Origin of the sequence: Xenorhabdus taiwanensis, from assembly GCF_036512875.1 — a bacterium.
GTDB classification, from domain to species: Bacteria; Pseudomonadota; Gammaproteobacteria; order Enterobacterales; family Enterobacteriaceae; genus Xenorhabdus; species Xenorhabdus taiwanensis.
Map to the genome: position 1 here is coordinate 3,961,618 of NZ_AP028978.1, position 18,173 is coordinate 3,979,790.

Sequence of the window (18,173 nt, forward strand, 5' to 3'; positions counted from 1 at the left end):
TGAGGTAATGATTTCATCTTATTTGCCACTCTTATTTTTATTTCAATTAATTGTTTTTTATTTATGTAGACTCTAGTGCAAGCAATAAAAACAACAAATACAAAACATAAAAACAAATTATCCACACCACTATTTGTGCAGTATACATTTTATTTTACGTGCGTTTTTTACATGTAATTTTCACTCAAAAAATTCAGGATACCATTATAACAGGATAACAAGACATTCAATACTCCGTGAGGCTATTTATGAAAAAGCTAAATATATTAATCGCTATGTTAAGCATTATTGGATTTACTACACAGGTCCAGGCAAAAATTACGGACAATATAAGCCAGCAAGAGACCACTCCACATTTTCTGCTCGAGCAAGAAAAAGGGGAAATTTACCTTGGGGAATGGGCACAAAAAACGCCCGATAAATCGGATATCATCCATACTGTTTTTGATACAAGCAAAAATATTGCAACCAAGCAGCCCATTAGCGGCACTGCAATCTATAAAGTACGAGGCTTTAACCAAGAAGATCCTAGTCACACCCCCCTTGTCGGTAAATTAACCGCAGATTTTGATACCAACCAACTGGATGGTTCACTGAGCAATAGTTCACTAAAAATAGATATAAATGCCCATATAAATGAAGAAGCCCGGTTTCTCGGTAACGCCAGAGCCAGAGGAAGTATTAATAAGAAAGGAGTCACCTATGGGAAATTCACTGGTGATTCCGCCTCCTTTCTGACAGGGGGGAATGCCATATTTTTTGGTAAGGACAAATATAGATATGTTCTTTTCAATGGTGATAAACAGAAATAATTAAATACCTCGAAAACAGTGTCATGTGGGGCACTGTTTTTCTCTTCATCTTCTTTACCCTATTTATTTCCAAATTGTTTATTTCAAATAAATAGAGGCCTTATTAATCGGATTTTAACTATGTCTGATCAAAAAAAAGTGACTGAAAAGAAAATATTTCCAATATTACTTATAGTACTGCTGATCTCATTCCTGTCCTCAGCAGTTTATGCCAATGAATATATTGGCCACAAGATTTGGCAAGGAACACGATATAATCAACTACACAATAAACAAAAAAATAAAACTTCAAATTCCATTTCTATAAAAGATCGCTTCTCATTAGCCATGACTCATGGGCAAGAACTTAAAGTTGAAAACAATCTTAAGGACATCAGTCAAGCACTGTACTTTGCCATTAACCATCAGCAGTGGCAAGACGTCAAACGCCTTCTGCCAATTTATCAAAAAGTTCCTGGGTACGATCCGTTACTCAGAGATTTTGCTCAAGGCAGGCTGGCACATCTTAAAGGAAATTTAGCGCTTGCTACCTCTTACTATCAAAAGATCCTACGTCAAAAACCGAATTTTACCCGTATTAAACTGGAACTGGCGCGTATTTATTTTGAAGATCATAAAAATCAGGAATCCGCGCAGTTATTTAAAGAAATCAGTAAACAATATCAGTTACCAGAAATGGTCTTGAAGAATATTGACCGTTATCTGGCTGCAATAACCTCAAGAAATGATTGGAGTGGTTCATTCTCATTTGGTTATGCCTATGACGATAATATAAATATGTCGCCAAATCAGAAACCAATCTGCCTACGTTCCATAAAGGGAAAGTGCATAATTGAACGTAGCGTGCCAAAACCTATCAAAGCATGGGGTGGGACTTACAGCGCTACCTTAAGCCGACGCTACCCGCTTGTCGGCCATCACGGCATTTTTGGCCAAGGTCTGATTTATGGTGAAAATTATCCCAATTATCACGACGAAAACGAAAATATGTTCCTGCTGATCAGTGGCTACAGCTATAAAAACAGGAGCCATGATTTCTCCTTTGGCCCCCTATTTGAATATCAACAGCGTACAGGGAATACCGAATACCATGCCATCGGTGCCAAAATAGAATGGCAGTGGGCTATCACTGAACAAACCGCCCTTAATGTTGAACTTGGACATAAAAAATTGAGTTATCAGCCGCTTTACCGCAGGAAAGACGGCGAATTTACCTCATCCTATTTCAGTCTGTCTCATGCCATCAATGATAAATTAGTTCTGTTTGGTGGTGGAAACTGGAGCTATCGAAATAATCAACAACCCATGGCTCGCTATCAACAATGGGGAGTAACTGCAGGAATAGCTGGACAACTCTATCCCCGCATTAATGGCTCGCTGCTTGTCACACTGAGAAAACAACGTTTCGGCGCTTACAGCCCATTATTGGGTGCCAGACGCCAGGATAATGAACAAATCTATACTGCTACCATTAAATTTCCTGCCGCTAAGATATTGGGCATGACACCATCTTTAACTTTCCACCATCGACACAATCGCAGTAATGTGAACTGGTTATACAGTTACGATAAAAACGAAGTACAGATACAGTTAGAGAAATATTTTTAATCAAGGCTGTGGTACATCCACAAATTAGGCTCAATGTAATAAGCCATCTGTTTTTCAACATCTACCACCAATGGCACCAGACCACTTGGAATAACGTATTCCCCGCTTTGCGGAAACTTCATGCCTGTCCATTCTTGCCACTGTTCCAAAGTGCCATAAATATCCATGGAGCGCAGAGCTGGCTTGATGATTTTGGCACCTAATCGACAATGGGTGCGGATCCACGGATCAAACGGTTCGCCTTTATCATTTTTCCAGCCACAATATTCGATAAAGTCTTGCAGAGGATATTGGCTTTTCAAACTCGGCCTGACAGGAACAACCAGCCCCTGCAAGCCTTCATCTCGGGCAGTCTGTTTCAAACTGTTAATCAATAAAGCTGGAATATTTTGCCCGCGAAACGCAGGATCAACCGTCACACTCAGAGCAGAAACCAGATTGGCTTGCACCTTTCCCTTAGCTTTCCCACCAGCGTCAAATACCGCATCCCAACCTTCATCAGGTAATTGGTCTAATGAACGGTTTTCCCAGGGAAAAGGAACTGAGTTCAGCAGGCCAATAAGACGTTCTTCTTTCCCCTGTTGCAGAATGGCAAGTTTTTGAAAGTGACTAAAACCAGGCTCATATAATTTATGCCAATTTTGTTCAGCTACTGCATCATAATTCATAAATAGAGGCCAATTGTTATCAATAATGACTTCTATTTCATTACCAAGATCTGTCCTTTCTTCAGCAGACTGAATAACAATTTTTGCTTCCATAATTCATCTCCAATTAGGCTTTTTTCAGCCAGATAGATATATGAAAACTGATATACCCTTTATTCTTTTAAATAACGGTAAACATTTATTTGATTGGTTCTTTGCGCTCAAATTTCACCATAACTCATTATCTTCCACAATAGGAGATTAATATTTCCCCATATAAAATATATTCATTAACTTTATTTGATTATATAAATGGTTATATAACCCTATTAATTTAATTACATTAGAAACTTTTTTAATGCTAATTAACTTGTTAACAACTAAATAACTTTAGTAAATAAAATCTACCAGCTTCACATTTTTTTAAAAAAAGCAGATAGATAAAACCTTACCTATAATGCAAAAAATAAAATAAAAATCAATAAAATAAAAAAAGCATTGACTAATAAACCCTATTATCAGTGAAACAAATAATAATAATTATCATTTACATTATCATTTGAACAGTGTACGTTTTTCTCGCGCGATAAATCAGGCCGTTTTTAAGATTGGGTAATGAGGGATCCCCCACTTCAAACGAGGATAATGATGAAAAAGTTCAACGTATTAATCGCCGCTTTAGGCACATTGGGATTTATGGCACAGGCTCAGGCAGAAGTCGGTTTTGGGCAGAGTCAAATAAGCACGCCATCATATGTTAAGGTTGGTGCAACCGAAACTGGTTCAAATTCACACGGTGGTGCGAGTGGCGACCCTGGCATTGGGGTCAGTTCCATCGGGGGAGGAAAACTCATCGGTTTTTCTGGCTTGACTCGCATGGCACCAACGGACAGTAATGGGATTCATAATATCTCAAGAGCAGGTGCACCAGGCTCTCATGGTGGTATGGGTGTATTCCATTTCAGCAAAGTCGCCAATGCTGACGTTTACTTCGGTGAATGGTCTCAGACCGGTCAAGCTGGTGATGATACCCATACGGTTTATTATGCAGGTAAGGATATCACTACCAATATGCCAACCGATGGTACAGCAACCTATATGGTGCAAGGTATTAACCAATACAGTGGTGACAATGCTCTCTCTGGTACATTGACCGCAAACTTTGGTGAGCAAACACTGATTGGTTCTATGTCAAATACTGCGATGACATTAAATATCGATGCCGATATCTATGATGATGCCAGGTTTGAGGGTGATGCCAAGATTGGTGCTCTTGATGGAACAACTCAAGGTCACTTCTTTGGTGACAGTGCTTCCAGTCTGGCCGGATATGCCAAATTTGAAGGTGACAGTTCCAAAGATACCGCTTTTGGTGGTTCTAAACAGTAGTCATTCATTTTTCAGAGAACAATGTCAAAAATGGCATTGTTCTCTGTTTTATTTAACGGGTTTATTTATTGCCATTTATTTTTAATGTGGGCTTTGTGATCTGGTTTTATAATGTCTGATAATAGAACGACCCCTATATTATTAACGGCACTTATGGCTTTATGCTTGTCCCTGCCAACATATGCCGATGAAGATACCAGCCACAAAATCTGGCAGGAAACACAATACAATCAACGAGAAAATGAAGACAATCTGATTACACCAGAACCCATTTTTTCTAAGGATGGTTCATCGTTAATTGTCATTAATGGACAAACATTTCTGGTAGAAAACAACCTGAATGATATCAGCCAAGCGCTCTACCTTGCCGTCAACCACCAACAATGGTCAGATGTTAACCGCTTTCTGACTATTTACCAAAAAATGCCAGGGCATGATGTTATGTTGGTCTCCTTTGCTCAGGGTAGTCTGGCTCGCTTTGAAGGAAACCTGGACCTCGCTGCCTATCATTATCAACAAATTCTGAACCAACAACCGGACTTCACACGAATTAAATTGGAACTGGCCCGCGTCTATTTTGAAGATCATAAAAATCGGGAATCTGAACAACTGTTTACCGGATTAAGCAAACAGTACGAATTACCAGAAACAGTTGTGAAAAATATCGACAGCTATCTAAAAGCAATAGCATTGAGAAATGGCTGGCGCGGCTCTTTCTCGGTCGGTTATGCCTATAACGATAATGTGAATATGTCTTCTGAGTCTCCCCCCACTTGCTTAATCCCTAATCCTAACGGTGGCTGCCATAAAGAACGCCATATACCAAAAGCTATCAAAGCGTGGGGTATGTCTTATGATGCGACAGTAAGCCGACGTTACCAACTTTCCGGTCATCATGGCATTTTTGGCCGCAGCTTGATTTATGGTGAAAACTATCGTGATTATCATGATGAAAACGAGAATACATTTCTGCTGGTCGGGGGATACAACTATAAAAGCAGGAACCACGATATCTCCTTCGGTCCTCTGTATGAATATAAACAACGTGCTGATTATACCTTCTCTCACTCCATAGGCGCTAAAACAGAATGGAGATGGGTATTAACCAAGAAAACAGCCCTTAATGTTGAACTTGAACATAAGCTACTGCGACATAGGCAAAATTACCGTTGGAAAAATGGTGCACTAACCTCTTCCTACCTCACCCTATCCCATACTATCAGCAAAGAATTTGTTCTGTTTGGCGGTGGTGACTGGGTATATCGGAATAACGACCTTCATCCTACAGATAGTTATCAACAATGGGGCTTTCGGGCAGGAATAGCCGGACAGATTTATACCGGTATTAATGGCTCCCTGTTTGCCACGCTAAGAGCCCGCCGCTTTGATGCTTATAACCCGATATTTGAAGTTAAACGGCAAGAAAATGAGCAAATATATACCGCTGTTATCAAAGTCCCTGCCGCTGAAATATGGGGCATGACACCTTCTTTCACTTTCCGCCATCGACGCAATCACAGCAATGTGGATTGGCTGTACAGCTATAACAAAAATGAAGTGCTAATCAGGTTGGAAAAGTATTTTTAACCAAAAATGGAGGTATCAATGGCATACCGAGTTAAAACACAGTTCACCCCTATCACAATTGCATTGTCACTGGCCTTTTCATTGACAGCACCGCCCTTGTTTGCCGAATCCGAACCGACAGTCATAACCTCAAATAGCAAGACAGATCTGGGCAAGATTCGTGTCACGGATAACAGCGCTAAAGATGAAGAGGGTTATAACGCAGTCTATGATAAAGATATCTCCAATATCTACATCGGCAAAAAACAGATAGAACGCTATAAAGGGTCTTCTCCTGCCGATTTACTGAAAGATGCGGTGGGCGTATATAGCGGTGACGCCCGCAATAGTGGTGCTCTGGATGTCAATATCCGTGGCGTTCAGGGGCAAGGACGCATTCCCGTCACCATTGATGGCACAGAACAAGCTATTACCGTAGGGCGTGGTTATAATGGGGCCAATAACCGTAACTACATCGATCCAAATTTAATCAGTAGCATTGAAATCGAAAAGGGTTCTTCACTGAGCCGTGGAATTAAAAGTTCTGTCGGCGGCGCTGTATCCATAAAAACCCTAGACATTGATGATGTAGTGCCGAAAGGGGAAACTTTTGGCATCAATACTAAACTGGAAACTAGTAGCAACTCAGTGAGAGAGCGCACACCGTCCCTATCATTGGGGCAAGACTACCGCGATATTCCTGACTTTATCCAAAATAAGGTTGAAACCGATCCGGAGTTGCAAGTCACACCTCATTCATCGAAAGACAATAAACTGTTTGGCTTCAAAGATAATGCTTTCCGTTTCGCATTAGGAACACGGCAAGAATATTTTGATCTAATGCTGGCCTATGCATACCGTCGTCAGGGTAACTATTTTGCCGGAAAAGGTGGCGCCCATCGTTATGATGAGCCGATTACGGAAAATGACAGGGAACTCATGAAGAATGTCCAGACAACACTGGATCCCTATCTGCCTTTTGCTGCTCGTATCTATCGCCCCGGTAATGAAGTTCCCAATACTTCCAGTGAAATGCGTTCCGTATTAATTAAAAATACTTGGCGTTTCACCGAAGATCAGACTCTACAGTTGGGATTTCGTAATACCCATATGGAATTTGGTGATATCATGCCTTCACGCTTGGGCTGGGTTACACCCGAAGAAAATAAAGTTCCTCAATGGCCGTTAGCGAAAGTTCACCAGAAAGCTGCCAACCTGACCTATAAGTGGCAGCCTGAGAATAACCCTTATGTCAACTTCGACATGAACTTATGGACAACTCGCACCACCAGCAATACCAACACCGCCGGAGGATATCCACGCACCCCCGTCGACAGAGACTGGCGTTGGGAAGATGGCCTTGAGGGCAAAAACGCCAATATCGATGGCACATTGATCAATACCGCCATCACCCATTCTCAAAATAATCGTTGGGGTATCGATCTTTCCAATAAATTTACCCTACACCCTAGCTTAGAGCTGACCTTAATGGGGAATTTCCAGCGGGAACGCCTCGATTCCAATGATGATTATAATTCAACCAATCTATATTTCTTCCAGTCACCGGCACGGAAAGGACAACGTCAGGAAATCAATCTCGCCTTTAACCTTAACTGGCGGCCAGCTTCATGGTTATCACTGAATGCAGGAGCCAAGCGTGTTTCTTATTGGTCGCAAGATGATTTACTTAACGAACGACGTGCCGCAAGAGATGACCATTATCAGAAACAACGGGAAACCATTGGCCATGCAATGAATTATTACCAAACGCCGACAGCAAAAGAATCTGATTATCTCAAGAAAAGATTGTATGGAAAATTGAGCCGAAAAGAACGCAAGGAATTGTCTAATAAATTAAAAGAAATAGGTTTATCAACTAACTCTATTCTTGTTCGTGATGGGCAAAAACGCTATATGGTTCTAAAAGAATTCACTTGGAAGTACGATACCAGCAATGGCAAGCTCAGTAAAAGCGGCAACCCCTATTTCAATGGTCAATTGGATATGAATGAAAGGGTTATCGACCCAATAAGTGGCAAAGAAGTCTATAAATATGAATACGGCGAAAAAGTTGACGCAAATGGCGTACCAGGCCCTGCTGTTAACGATCCTTGGGAGGCTGCGCCAAAACGTAAGGATCACGCTTGGGCACCTACTTTCTCCGCGACGGCCTATGTCACTGACGATTTCCGTATCTACGCCCGCTATGCCGAAGCGGTAAGAATGCCCAGCATTTTTGAAGATACTGTCGGTTTTTCAGGCTCTACAACCAACCAAATAGGCCATAAATTCAGACCTGAACGTGCCAAAACCGCGGAAGTCGGCTTAGTCTACGATTTCAGCCAATTAGTCGAAGCTGAACGCCATGCCGATATCAAACTTTCCTATTACAACACCATCATTGAAAATGTGTTCGACAGGGACAGTACCTATAAATTCTCCCAACTGGACAAACAGAAATTGGCTGGTTTGGAACTACAGGCACGTTACGACAACGGCAGTTTCTTTGCCGATATGGGGTTGGTCTATAACATGAAAAATAAGGTCTGTGACAGTAATTCTGTCATGAGACTGGATTCCCAGAATCGTTATGGCATACCTGAATGTATTGATGGTGGTTTTCCTGGCGGTTATTTACGCACCTCTATCCAGCCAAAATACTCAGCTAACCTGAGCGTCGGCGGCCGCCTGTTTGATGAAAAACTGGAGCTAGGCAGCCGAATGCTCTACCACAGCAAGGCAGAAAACAAAGATGAAAAATGGCTGATGAATGCCTTACCAGACATTTATAAGGGACAATCCAATAATCCAATGCGCTGGAATCCGGTATTTACGGTTGATGCCTATATTAGCTACCAAATCACTTCCTCTATATCAATGGAGTTAACTGGCACAAACCTCACTAACCGCTACTATCTCGATCCGTTGACGCGTTCGATGATTCCAGCACCGGGCAGAACCTTCAAACTCAGTTTGACCAGCCAGTTTTAAGGACTTAATTAGAGGATCGTATGACCAACACAGCCATATTAGATAATCCAGCCGCTTGTTTTTCATTGATTCCCAGAAGGAGATTGCTGGTTGGTATCCTAATCGCCATTTTATTGCATACCGGTCTAATATGGTTGTTTAACCGACATACTCCATATGATGATGATACGGCACATCATATCAACAATGACGCTTCTACTCTGGGGCTATCCATTACGATGGTTGCTGCCCCATCGTGGGAAAATAAACCAGAGCCTGTTTCTCCTCCATCCCCACTTTTAACTGCACCGGAATCACCAACAAAACCAGAACTCGTGCTGGATAGAGCCATTCACCCTGAAAAGAAGGTAGCCAAACCGCCAGAAGCCGATAAACCCAAGAAACGCCAAAAGCAGCAGAAAGAAAAACCGCAAGAAATGGCAGAAAAGAAAACCACCCAATCACCACAGGCACAGAAATACAATCAGACAGAGCAAGAAACGCACGGTAGCGATCAAGCTAATTCAGAAGGCAGTATGAGCCGCGCGGCAACGTCACAACCTTTGGTGGGGCAAGGAAATAGCGAAGTGGATAATTACTATGCAAGACTGCGGCAAGAAATTGAACGCCATAAACGCTATCCCCGCAAAGCAAAGAGGATGAGACAACAAGGTATAGTCACAGTTCACTTTACCCTGCTAGACGACGGCACATTAACTGCTGTCAGGGTAGTTAATTCCTCTGGCAATAGCACACTGGATAATGCCGCACTTGATGCTATCAATAATGCCAATTCAGTTGGCCCCATACCAGCAGGCACAGGGTCTAACGTTACACTGACACTCGATTTTACCTTGAGGTAAATTCCTCTCGCTCCCAAGTAAGGTGAGGATTGAGTATCATTGTGGCTAATCAGTTAGTTGGTGACTAACTATGGATGTTAATATTATTTTGCTTTCTTCCTTATGCTCTATTTTTGGGAATACCATAATATGGGATAACTTTCACGGGAGAGGTGTTAATGAACTTTGTACTGTACCATCCTCCGTATGATGTTGGAAAAAATGCTTTAAGATATCCGGTGTAGCAAGGCTACAAAGTCAACCAGCAGACCATCCTGTCCGGCGGCCAGCCGTGCCGACATTACATCAATCCGACCCGGAATGCGATGAGAGGATGACCCGGATTAACAAAACCTTACTTCAGATGTCTGAGTCACATCCTGTTGTTTATGAAGATAAAGTGGATATCTACTTTAATCCCAAAAGCGGATTATCACACAGGGGAAAAATCAAAAATATTAAGTTCAAGAGTAGTTATTTCAAAATCCTATCGTCACGCCGTTACTTCTTCCCGTTTATTCACCCTGGTTGAATAAAATAGAACGTCTATGGCAATCATTACATGAAACGGTCACTCGTAATCATTGCTGTCGCTATATGTGGCAACTCATCAAAAATGTGAATTTTTAAACGCAATTTCGGAAAACAATTTGAAATGAATAGGAAACATGAATGTATTATAATTATGAAAAAGTATTTAGATTAATAAATTCCTTTTAAAAAAATCAAATAATAAACTTTAGAAATTATTTTTATTTAAAAAATAAAGAATTAATATAATAAAAAATCTATAAATTTCTTAAGATTATAATAACTCAATAAAAAACAAATAAATATAATCAAAAATTATAATTATATAACATAAACCATTCATAATCGTTAAAAGGCAAATAAAAACAAATTGTTGACTTACATATATATTTTTTATTTTTCATGAATAAATTAATTATTACTTGTTATTTACTTTATATTATTTAATTCATATTATCTTCTCTCATTGTCATAAGGAGATAATATGGGAAAAGTAATAGAAATTGATGTTAAGTCACTAACAGGTAACCACCTACGCTCACTATGCACTGGTGATGCATTAGCTATAAGGATACCTAATTTTGTTCAAAATGCAGCTACTGAGAGAGCAAAAGAACAATTATTCCTTCATCAGGATAAAGGCGCTCTCGGACACGCTCGAGAGTTTACTCGACTTGGTATAGCTTATGCTGAGATAAAGACAGACGAGACAAGGCAAGAATATCACCAACAAGCAATAAAAAACATCCAACGGATACGTGATATATTTGGTGAATTAGTCTCACCAGTAGATCATTTCAGGACGTTATTAGATGATATTTGGCCGGAAGGTGCTCATTTATTATCGGTTAAAAAACAAAAATGTTTTGTCGGTGTTTGCCGTTATCTTACTCCAAATGTTGATCTTGAACCTCATATTGATAACTTAGAATGGACACTTCCCTCTAATACTGATTGGACATTGCAATACCAACTTTCAGCCAATATCTATATGCAAGTTCCTGATAACGGTGGAGAGCTTGAAATGTGGAATATTCAACCTAGTGCTCTAGAGTATGAACGTCTGAAAGGAACACGACATTATGGTATTAACCGTCACGATATGCCTACACCTGATTTAGTAATTAAACCACAAGTACGTGATTTAATCATATTAAATCCTCGTTTTATACATGCCGTTCGCCCAGTTAAAGAACAAGATCGTATAACCCTTAGTTCTTTCATTGGAGTGATTTCTGAAAATGATCCGTTAGTTTATTGGAGTTGAGAAATGTACAAAGTTTCATTACAAGCACAAGGAAAATTTAAAGCTAATCATTATATAGATAAGACAGTGCTTCTACTTATCAGCGTAGGAAAAGAATATCATGAGGGAGAAAAACTTTCTGCAACAATAGATAAAATAAATCAATCCGGTTTTGGTAGATGTATAGTTGCTGTAGCAGACTCTTTACAACGACATAACTATAGTACTGGTACAGCTCGTGATAACTACCAATACAGCTTGATAAAAGGAAATGAATGGCTTAAGAATAATGCAGAGACGCTATCTAATTTAACAATATCTAATGAAATTATTCGCTGGGATGCGTATCTTAAACGTGAAGATTATAAATATTACTATGACCGTATTCTGAATGAGTATTACTCTAATGAACACTATCGTTCATGCATTAATGAAACCATTAATGTATTTGCAGAAAGAAATAATATTAAATATGGAACAACAGAATATGAAGGTACTTTTTATCGTTCACTCTTTTACATTCTAGAAGAATGTCCTGTCATTATGCCAATGTGGGCCAATGATGGTATCGACTTCATAATTTATCCGAAACAAATGACTGCAGCCATGAATAAAACTAGAGAGATTTTTGTTGAAAAATCACATGATGAGTATGCTAATTGGCTCTCTTTAAAATTTAAGAAAAAATCTCAATTTTCTGAAGGTTCTATTAATATAGAACAAAAGGAGCTGGTGAATGAGTGAGTCAGTCATTGCAACCCGCAAATATGCTGGATTAATCGGAATATGTATTGCAAGTTTTCTTGGATGTATAGATCTCACCGTTGTGAATACTATTATTCCTGCAATTGGACGTGAATTTAATACCTCGTTGAGGGAAACGCAGTGGGTTACTTCTGTATTTATGATAGCACTTTCCGCTTTTATGGTACCAGTCGGGACATTAGCTGATAGTCGCGGACGAAAAAAAATATTATTGTGGGGATTAACTCTGTTTGGCGCAGCATCATTACTTGTTGGCCTCGCAACAAATCTTGCCACCATCACTACCTTTAGATTTATTCAAGGGATTGGTTGTGCAATTCTCTATACTGTTTCTGGGGCTATTATTTCCTATTTATTTGATGAACATGAACAGGGAAAAGCGCTTGGTATCTTATTTGGAATTAACGGACTTGGGCTTGCGATAGGCCCAATCATCGGGGGATTATTTGCAGGCATTGTAGATTGGCGTTATGCATTCTTGATAAATATTCCTTTTATCATTATTAGTTTTATTCTATGCGCCTGGTCTATACCCGAATATAAAACCGAAAAAGTGAAAAAATTGGATACACTCGGTTGTATTTTCCTGATCATTTTTCTAATAAGTTTAGTCAGTTACTTCTCTCTAGATGGAAATGCCCTGCAACAATGGAGTCTATTGGCTGTTGCGGTCATAACGTTATTTATCTTTATAGTGCATGAGTTAAAAACCCCAGAGCCAATTGTTGAATTCCATTTCTTCCGCAATATGCGTTTTGTCTCTGCACTACTTGCAACATTTTTTCTCGCTTTTTTCTATTGCACAGTTCTGCTGACATTACCTATGTTTTTCGCAGGACAATTGGACAAAAATGATATCGAGATAGGGATGTTCTTGCTACCTGCTACAGTCATGTTTGCCTTAACGTCTCCTTGGGTAGGTAATCGTAGTGAAAAATTTGGCCCACAACGGATCATTTTAGTTGGCTTGCTGATATTTGTAACCGCTGCCACTTTCCTTGCTCTAGCTTCAACACAGGTAAATGCTTGGTGGTTCATTGTCCCACTATTGTTATTTGGGATGGGATGGGGATCAATTCTTGGTCCGTCAACATTAATTGCTCTGAGTTCTCTGCCTCGTGAGCAAGCAGCCGTTGCAATGGGAACTTCATGGACTATTCATAATGTAGGGGGAGCTTGTGGTATCGCTTTTGCTGTATTTTTGTTGGCTCGCTTCAATACCTTGATCCAAGGTTATCAAGTTCTAATGTTATTTTTGGCTGGGCTTGCACTAGTTTTTACCTTCACTTGTTATTTTCTCAGTCGAAAATAATCCCAGTGGCTCTCTATGAAAAAATAGAGAGCCACCAAAAACTTTACTTCACTTCCCAATACAGAAACTGGAAAAAATCCGCCCAAGTAAATCATCGGAAGTGAATTCACCGGTGATTTCACTCAATACTTGCTGTGCCAAACGCAGTTCTTCTGCCAGAAGTTCCCCTGAACGGGCAAAAACGAGCTGTTGATGACCTTCCTGTAAATGTTCCGCTGCTGTGTTTAATGCCTGCAAATGACGACGACGGGCAAGGAAACCGCCTTCTGTATTGCTGTTAAAACCCATGGTTTCTTTTAGGTGATCGCGTAGAAAACCGATACCTTCTCCATCACGGGCAGAGAGGCGAATTAATGTATAATCACTGGTTTCTGCAACACCCGTTTCTTCCCCCGTCATATCGGTCTTATTACGAATGACGGTAACAGGCAGCGATTCTGGCAACTTAGCCATAAATTCCGGCCAGATTTGGGCAGGCTCAACGGCATCGGTTGTCGTACTGTCTACCATAAACAGCACCCGATCCGCTTGCTCAATTTCCTGCCATGCCCGTTCAATACCAATACGCTCCACCTCATCACTGGCTTCGCGCAAGCCTGCTGTATCAATCACATGCAACGGCATTCCATCAATATGGATATGTTCACGCAAAACATCGCGCGTTGTCCCTGCAATATCAGTCACAATCGCGGCTTCACGGCCTGCCAGTGCATTGAGTAAACTGGATTTACCTGCATTTGGGCGACCTGCAATCACGACTTTCATGCCTTCACGCAGCAAACTGCCTTGACGCGCCTGTGAACGAACGTGTTCCAGTTCTGCGATCACTTCATCCAACTTGGCTTCTATTTTGCCATCGGAAAGAAAATCAATTTCTTCATCAGGAAAATCAATCGCAGCTTCAACGAAAATTCGCAAGTTAGTCAGCGCTTCTACCATTTGATGAACTTGGTTGGAGAACGCCCCTTGCAAAGAATTCATCGCGGAACGGGCGGCCTGTTCAGAACTGGCGTCGATCAAATCCGCTATGGCTTCTGCCTGTGCCAAATCAAGTTTATCATTGAGGAAAGCACGTTCAGAGAATTCGCCTGGATTGGCAATGCGTACACCGGAAATAGTCAGAATACGCTTTAACAGCAAATCCAGAATAACTGGACCACCATGCCCTTGAAACTCCAGAACATCTTCCCCCGTAAATGAGTTAGGACCAGGGAAATAAAGTGCAATGCCTTGATCAAGTACAGAGCCATCTGCATCACGGAAGGGAAGGTAATCGGCATAACGAGGTTTTGGGAGTTTGCCCAATACCACCTCAGCAACTTCCGCAGCTTTAGGGCCAGAAATACGCAGAATGCCTACACCGCCTCGTCCCGGAGGAGTGGCCTGAGCGACTATCGTATCGGTGGTATTCATGAAATTCTCTCTTCCGACCTATGTTCGTTATCTTTAAAAACTAAAATAATAAAGGCGGCCAATGACCGCCTTCCACTTATATTTAAAAAAACCAGCTACTTTTTCTCGCGGGTATGTAAGCCACGTTTTTCCAGACTGCGGAAAATAACTTGCTGCTGGATAATGGTAACCAGGTTACTAACGATGTAGTACAACACCAGACCAGATGGGAACCATAGGAAGAAGACCGTGAACACGACAGGCATGTAGGTCATGATCTTCTGCTGCATTGGATCAGTTACGGTTGTTGGTGACAGTTTCTGGATAACAAACATGGTCACACCCATCAGCAATGGCAGGATGTAGTAAGGATCTTGAGCAGACAAGTCTTTAATCCAACCAATGAATGGGGCATGGCGCAACTCAACAGAACCCATCAACATGTAATACAGCGCCAGGAAGATTGGCATCTGAATCACCAGAGGCAAACAGCCACCCAACGGGTTCACTTTCTCTGTCTTATACAGTGCCATCATTTCCTGGCTCATGCGCTGGCGGTCATCACCAAAACGCTCACGCATCGCCGTGATTTTTGGCTGCAACAGGCGCATTTTCGCCATTGAGGTGTATTGCGCCTTGGTCAGCGGATACATGATACCACGCACGATAAAGGTAATCGCAATAATGGAGAAACCCCAGTTACCGATGAACTCATGCAGGAATTTCAGCAATTTGAATAACGGCTGAGAAATAAACCACAACCAACCGTAATCCACGGTCAGATCCAGATGTGGTGCAACCGCGGCCATTTTGTCCTGAATTTCAGGCCCAACCCACAGGGTAGAAGAGATATTCTGCTGGCTGTTTGGCGCAATATTGATGTCTTCACCTTTGTACCCGATGATCGCCATTTTTTGGTTTTTCAGGTCTTTGGTATAGAAAGTACTGGTTTTACCTTCTCCCGGCACCCACGCAGTGGCGAAATATTGCTGGAGCATCGCTACCCAGCCGCCTTTTGTGGTCACAGAAAGCGCTTTACTTTCAATATCATCAAATTTGTATTTTTCGTATTTTTCTTCATCAGAAGAGTAAGCAGCACCACGATAAGTATGCAGAGCAAAGTTGCTACTGCCAGTATCACGATGTTTTGGCAGCTCGACGCTCTGCTTCAACTGACCGAAAAACGCCATCTGCAATGGTTTATCGGTAACGTTATTGATGTTGTAATCAACAGAAACGGCATAGTCGCCACGTTTTAAAACGAAGGTCTTGACATAAACAACGCCGTCCGGCGCGGTGTAAGTCATTGGAATACGCAATTCATTCTGACCATCAGCCAAAACAAAGCTATTCTGAGTGGCATGATAAAGCGGGCGTTCAGATTGATTATCTGGACCATTGATACTCGTTAAACCACTTTGAGCCTGATAAGTGAATTCAGGGGTTGTTTCCAGCAATTTGAACGGAGTTTTGGAACCGAGAGTATCAGGATAGGCCAGCAGATCAGCCTCCTCGATATCACCGCCACGGGTATTAATGTGCAATGAAAGCACATCCGTTTTCACGGTGATCAGTTTACCTTGCCCACTGCTTGCTTCGCTACTCAGCGTAGTATTTGCTTGCTGCGTGATCTGGGCCGTTGGTTGTGGGTTTTTATCATTTTCCCACGCCTGCCAGACCAAGAACGAAACAAACAGCAGAGCGATGAGAAGAAGATTGCGTTGCGAATCCATCGTTAATGTTCTCTGTTATCGTCGTTTTTTTTAGGTGGGACAGGATCATCACCACCTTCGTGTAAAGGGTGGCATTTTAATACGCGTTTCACTGTTAACCAACTGCCTTTTATCATCCCAAACCTGCGCAATGCCTCTATGCCATAGTGGGAACAGGTAGGATTGAAACGACAACGAGGCCCCAGTAGTGGACTAATCACTAACTGGTAACCCCTGATCAAAGCAATCAGGAGGCGCGAGCCAAGCGACAGTGACGACGCCATAATTTGCCCAAAGCTTCCGTTAGCTCACGGTTATCGAGCTCAGCGACCCCTTTCCTCACCAAAACCACAAAATCCATTGGAGGCAATTTATGTTGGTTTAAACGAAAACTTTCACGAGCCAGTCGCTTGATACGATTACGCTCATGGGCGCGTTTAACATTTTTTTTGGCGATGGTTAGACCGATGCGGGGATGCCCCAGCTCATTCAAGCGCCCAAGAATAGTTATCTCTGCGGAGCTTGCCCGTTGCGGCTGCTGGAAAACATAAGTGAAATGCTCGGGAGTTAACAAACGTAACTCCCTCGGAAAAGCGAGCTTAACCACTTGGTTGGTTAGCTTTATTACTTAGAAACAGTCAGACGAGCACGGCCTTTCGCACGACGGCGAGCCAGAACCTGACGACCATTTTTAGTGGCCATACGAGCGCGGAAGCCGTGAGAACGGTTACGCTTCAGTACGGATGGTTGAAAAGTGCGTTTCATAGCGATTTCTACCTAGCTTAAAATTTGTTACTGATTCAGCAAATGCGTTGGCGACCAGTGAGAATAAAGTAGACACCGATGCCTCAGTCGCAACATCAATATATAGAAAGAGGCAGGATTGTAATAAAATGTACTACCCCTCGTCAATCTAAGATGACGCGAGCCTGACCGCGTCCCTGTCGGATTTTTTTACTTCAATCAATCACAGACAGGTCAGACTTTTTGCTACCCGAAGTGCTAACCCCAAATCCTCACCAGACCTAACCGGAAAAAATCGTTGGCATAACACGCAGGGTGCAAGATTATACGGACTGTGCAATAAAGCGCAAGGATCATACACAGATCGTTGCATTCTTAATGTATGAACATAACATTATTTGCCTATTGAATTTCAAACGATAATTAAATGAAGTTTGCTATATACCATGATTACACTACAGTATCTTTTATGGGCCTTTATATTCTGCAAGTGCCAAAGCATGGTGATCTCCCTGTGGATAAAAAGCGTCAAAGCTGTGTAAAAGAATGAGGATTTGTGTCGTCTTTTGCGTTATGATCGTTGATCCCAATCCCAGTCTCTCTATATACAGATTATGTGGATTTCTGGGGAGCGATG

General features: G+C 41.5%; 15 protein-coding genes and 1 pseudogene. 10 read left to right on the forward strand and 6 right to left on the reverse strand.

Annotated elements, in window-relative coordinates:
• Positions 1-248 precede the first annotated feature (248 nt).
• Both ACE1SE_RS18595 and ACE1SE_RS18600 read left to right on the forward strand, forming a co-directional pair.
• Entirely contained in the window at positions 249-812 is a 564-nt protein-coding gene (locus ACE1SE_RS18595; RefSeq protein WP_374052107.1) for a transferrin-binding protein-like solute binding protein, read from the forward strand.
• Positions 813-932: 120 nt separating this feature from the next.
• Positions 933-2,420 (forward strand): surface lipoprotein assembly modifier, encoded by a 1,488-nt coding sequence (locus tag ACE1SE_RS18600; RefSeq protein ID WP_374052108.1) that lies wholly within the window; start codon positions 933-935, stop codon positions 2,418-2,420.
• On the opposite strand, the gene ACE1SE_RS18605 is transcribed toward ACE1SE_RS18600, so the two are convergent.
• A complete protein-coding gene (locus tag ACE1SE_RS18605) occupies positions 2,417-3,181 on the reverse strand; it encodes a transferase (RefSeq protein WP_374052109.1) in 765 nt (254 codons plus the stop codon). The two genes, ACE1SE_RS18600 and ACE1SE_RS18605, sit on opposite strands and share 4 nt — an antisense overlap.
• 531 nt (positions 3,182-3,712) lie before the next feature.
• Between ACE1SE_RS18605 and ACE1SE_RS18610 the strand changes: the two genes are divergently transcribed.
• From ACE1SE_RS18610 to ACE1SE_RS18645, 8 genes and pseudogenes are all read left to right on the forward strand, one after another.
• A complete protein-coding gene (locus tag ACE1SE_RS18610) occupies positions 3,713-4,456 on the forward strand; it encodes a Slam-dependent surface lipoprotein (RefSeq protein WP_374052110.1) in 744 nt (247 codons plus the stop codon).
• Between the two features lie 111 nt (positions 4,457-4,567).
• On the forward strand, positions 4,568-6,043 hold the full coding sequence (locus tag ACE1SE_RS18615; protein ID WP_374052111.1) for a surface lipoprotein assembly modifier: 1,476 nt from the start codon (positions 4,568-4,570) through the stop codon (positions 6,041-6,043).
• An 18-nt stretch (positions 6,044-6,061) separates the two neighbouring features.
• Positions 6,062-9,013 carry a TonB-dependent receptor domain-containing protein gene (locus tag ACE1SE_RS18620; RefSeq protein ID WP_374052112.1) on the forward strand — a complete coding sequence of 984 codons (2,952 nt, stop codon included), beginning with the start codon at positions 6,062-6,064 and terminating at the stop codon, positions 9,011-9,013.
• 20 nt (positions 9,014-9,033) lie between these two features.
• Positions 9,034-9,855, forward strand: a complete 822-nt coding sequence (locus ACE1SE_RS18625) for a TonB family protein (RefSeq protein ID WP_374052113.1) — start codon at positions 9,034-9,036, stop codon at positions 9,853-9,855.
• A 256-nt stretch (positions 9,856-10,111) separates the two neighbouring features.
• Positions 10,112-10,493, forward strand: a pseudogene (locus tag ACE1SE_RS18630) (hypothetical protein); the annotation flags it as partial.
• A gap of 356 nt (positions 10,494-10,849) precedes the next feature.
• Positions 10,850-11,632 (forward strand): 2OG-Fe(II) oxygenase, encoded by a 783-nt coding sequence (locus ACE1SE_RS18635; RefSeq protein WP_374052114.1) that lies wholly within the window; start codon positions 10,850-10,852, stop codon positions 11,630-11,632.
• 3 nt (positions 11,633-11,635) lie between these two features.
• Positions 11,636-12,355 (forward strand): hypothetical protein, encoded by a 720-nt coding sequence (locus ACE1SE_RS18640; protein ID WP_374052115.1) that lies wholly within the window; start codon positions 11,636-11,638, stop codon positions 12,353-12,355.
• Positions 12,348-13,688: an MFS transporter gene (locus tag ACE1SE_RS18645; protein WP_374052116.1), complete on the forward strand. Its 1,341-nt coding sequence runs from the start codon at positions 12,348-12,350 to the stop codon at positions 13,686-13,688. Before ACE1SE_RS18640 ends, ACE1SE_RS18645 begins: the two co-directional genes overlap by 8 nt.
• A 48-nt stretch (positions 13,689-13,736) precedes the next feature.
• Here the strand turns inward: ACE1SE_RS18645 and mnmE are convergent, their stop codons facing one another.
• From mnmE to rpmH, 5 genes are all read right to left on the reverse strand, one after another.
• On the reverse strand, positions 13,737-15,101 hold the full coding sequence (gene mnmE / locus ACE1SE_RS18650) for a tRNA uridine-5-carboxymethylaminomethyl(34) synthesis GTPase MnmE (protein WP_374052117.1): 1,365 nt from the start codon (positions 15,099-15,101) through the stop codon (positions 13,737-13,739).
• Between the two features lie 95 nt (positions 15,102-15,196).
• Complete coding sequence (gene yidC / locus ACE1SE_RS18655) at positions 15,197-16,813, reverse strand: membrane protein insertase YidC (RefSeq protein WP_374052118.1); 1,617 nt, start codon at positions 16,811-16,813, stop codon at positions 15,197-15,199.
• A 2-nt stretch (positions 16,814-16,815) separates the two neighbouring features.
• The gene (gene yidD, locus ACE1SE_RS18660) at positions 16,816-17,076 is read right to left on the reverse strand and encodes a membrane protein insertion efficiency factor YidD (RefSeq protein WP_047771132.1); all 261 of its coding nucleotides are present in this window, start codon (positions 17,074-17,076) and stop codon (positions 16,816-16,818) included.
• Positions 17,040-17,399 carry a ribonuclease P protein component gene (gene rnpA / locus ACE1SE_RS18665; RefSeq protein WP_074024322.1) on the reverse strand — a complete coding sequence of 120 codons (360 nt, stop codon included), beginning with the start codon at positions 17,397-17,399 and terminating at the stop codon, positions 17,040-17,042. The genes yidD and rnpA overlap by 37 nt, the downstream gene beginning before the upstream one ends.
• Positions 17,400-17,416: 17 nt before the next feature.
• Entirely contained in the window at positions 17,417-17,557 is a 141-nt protein-coding gene (rpmH, locus tag ACE1SE_RS18670; RefSeq protein ID WP_000831330.1) for a 50S ribosomal protein L34, read from the reverse strand.
• Between the last annotated feature and the right edge of the window lie 616 nt (positions 17,558-18,173).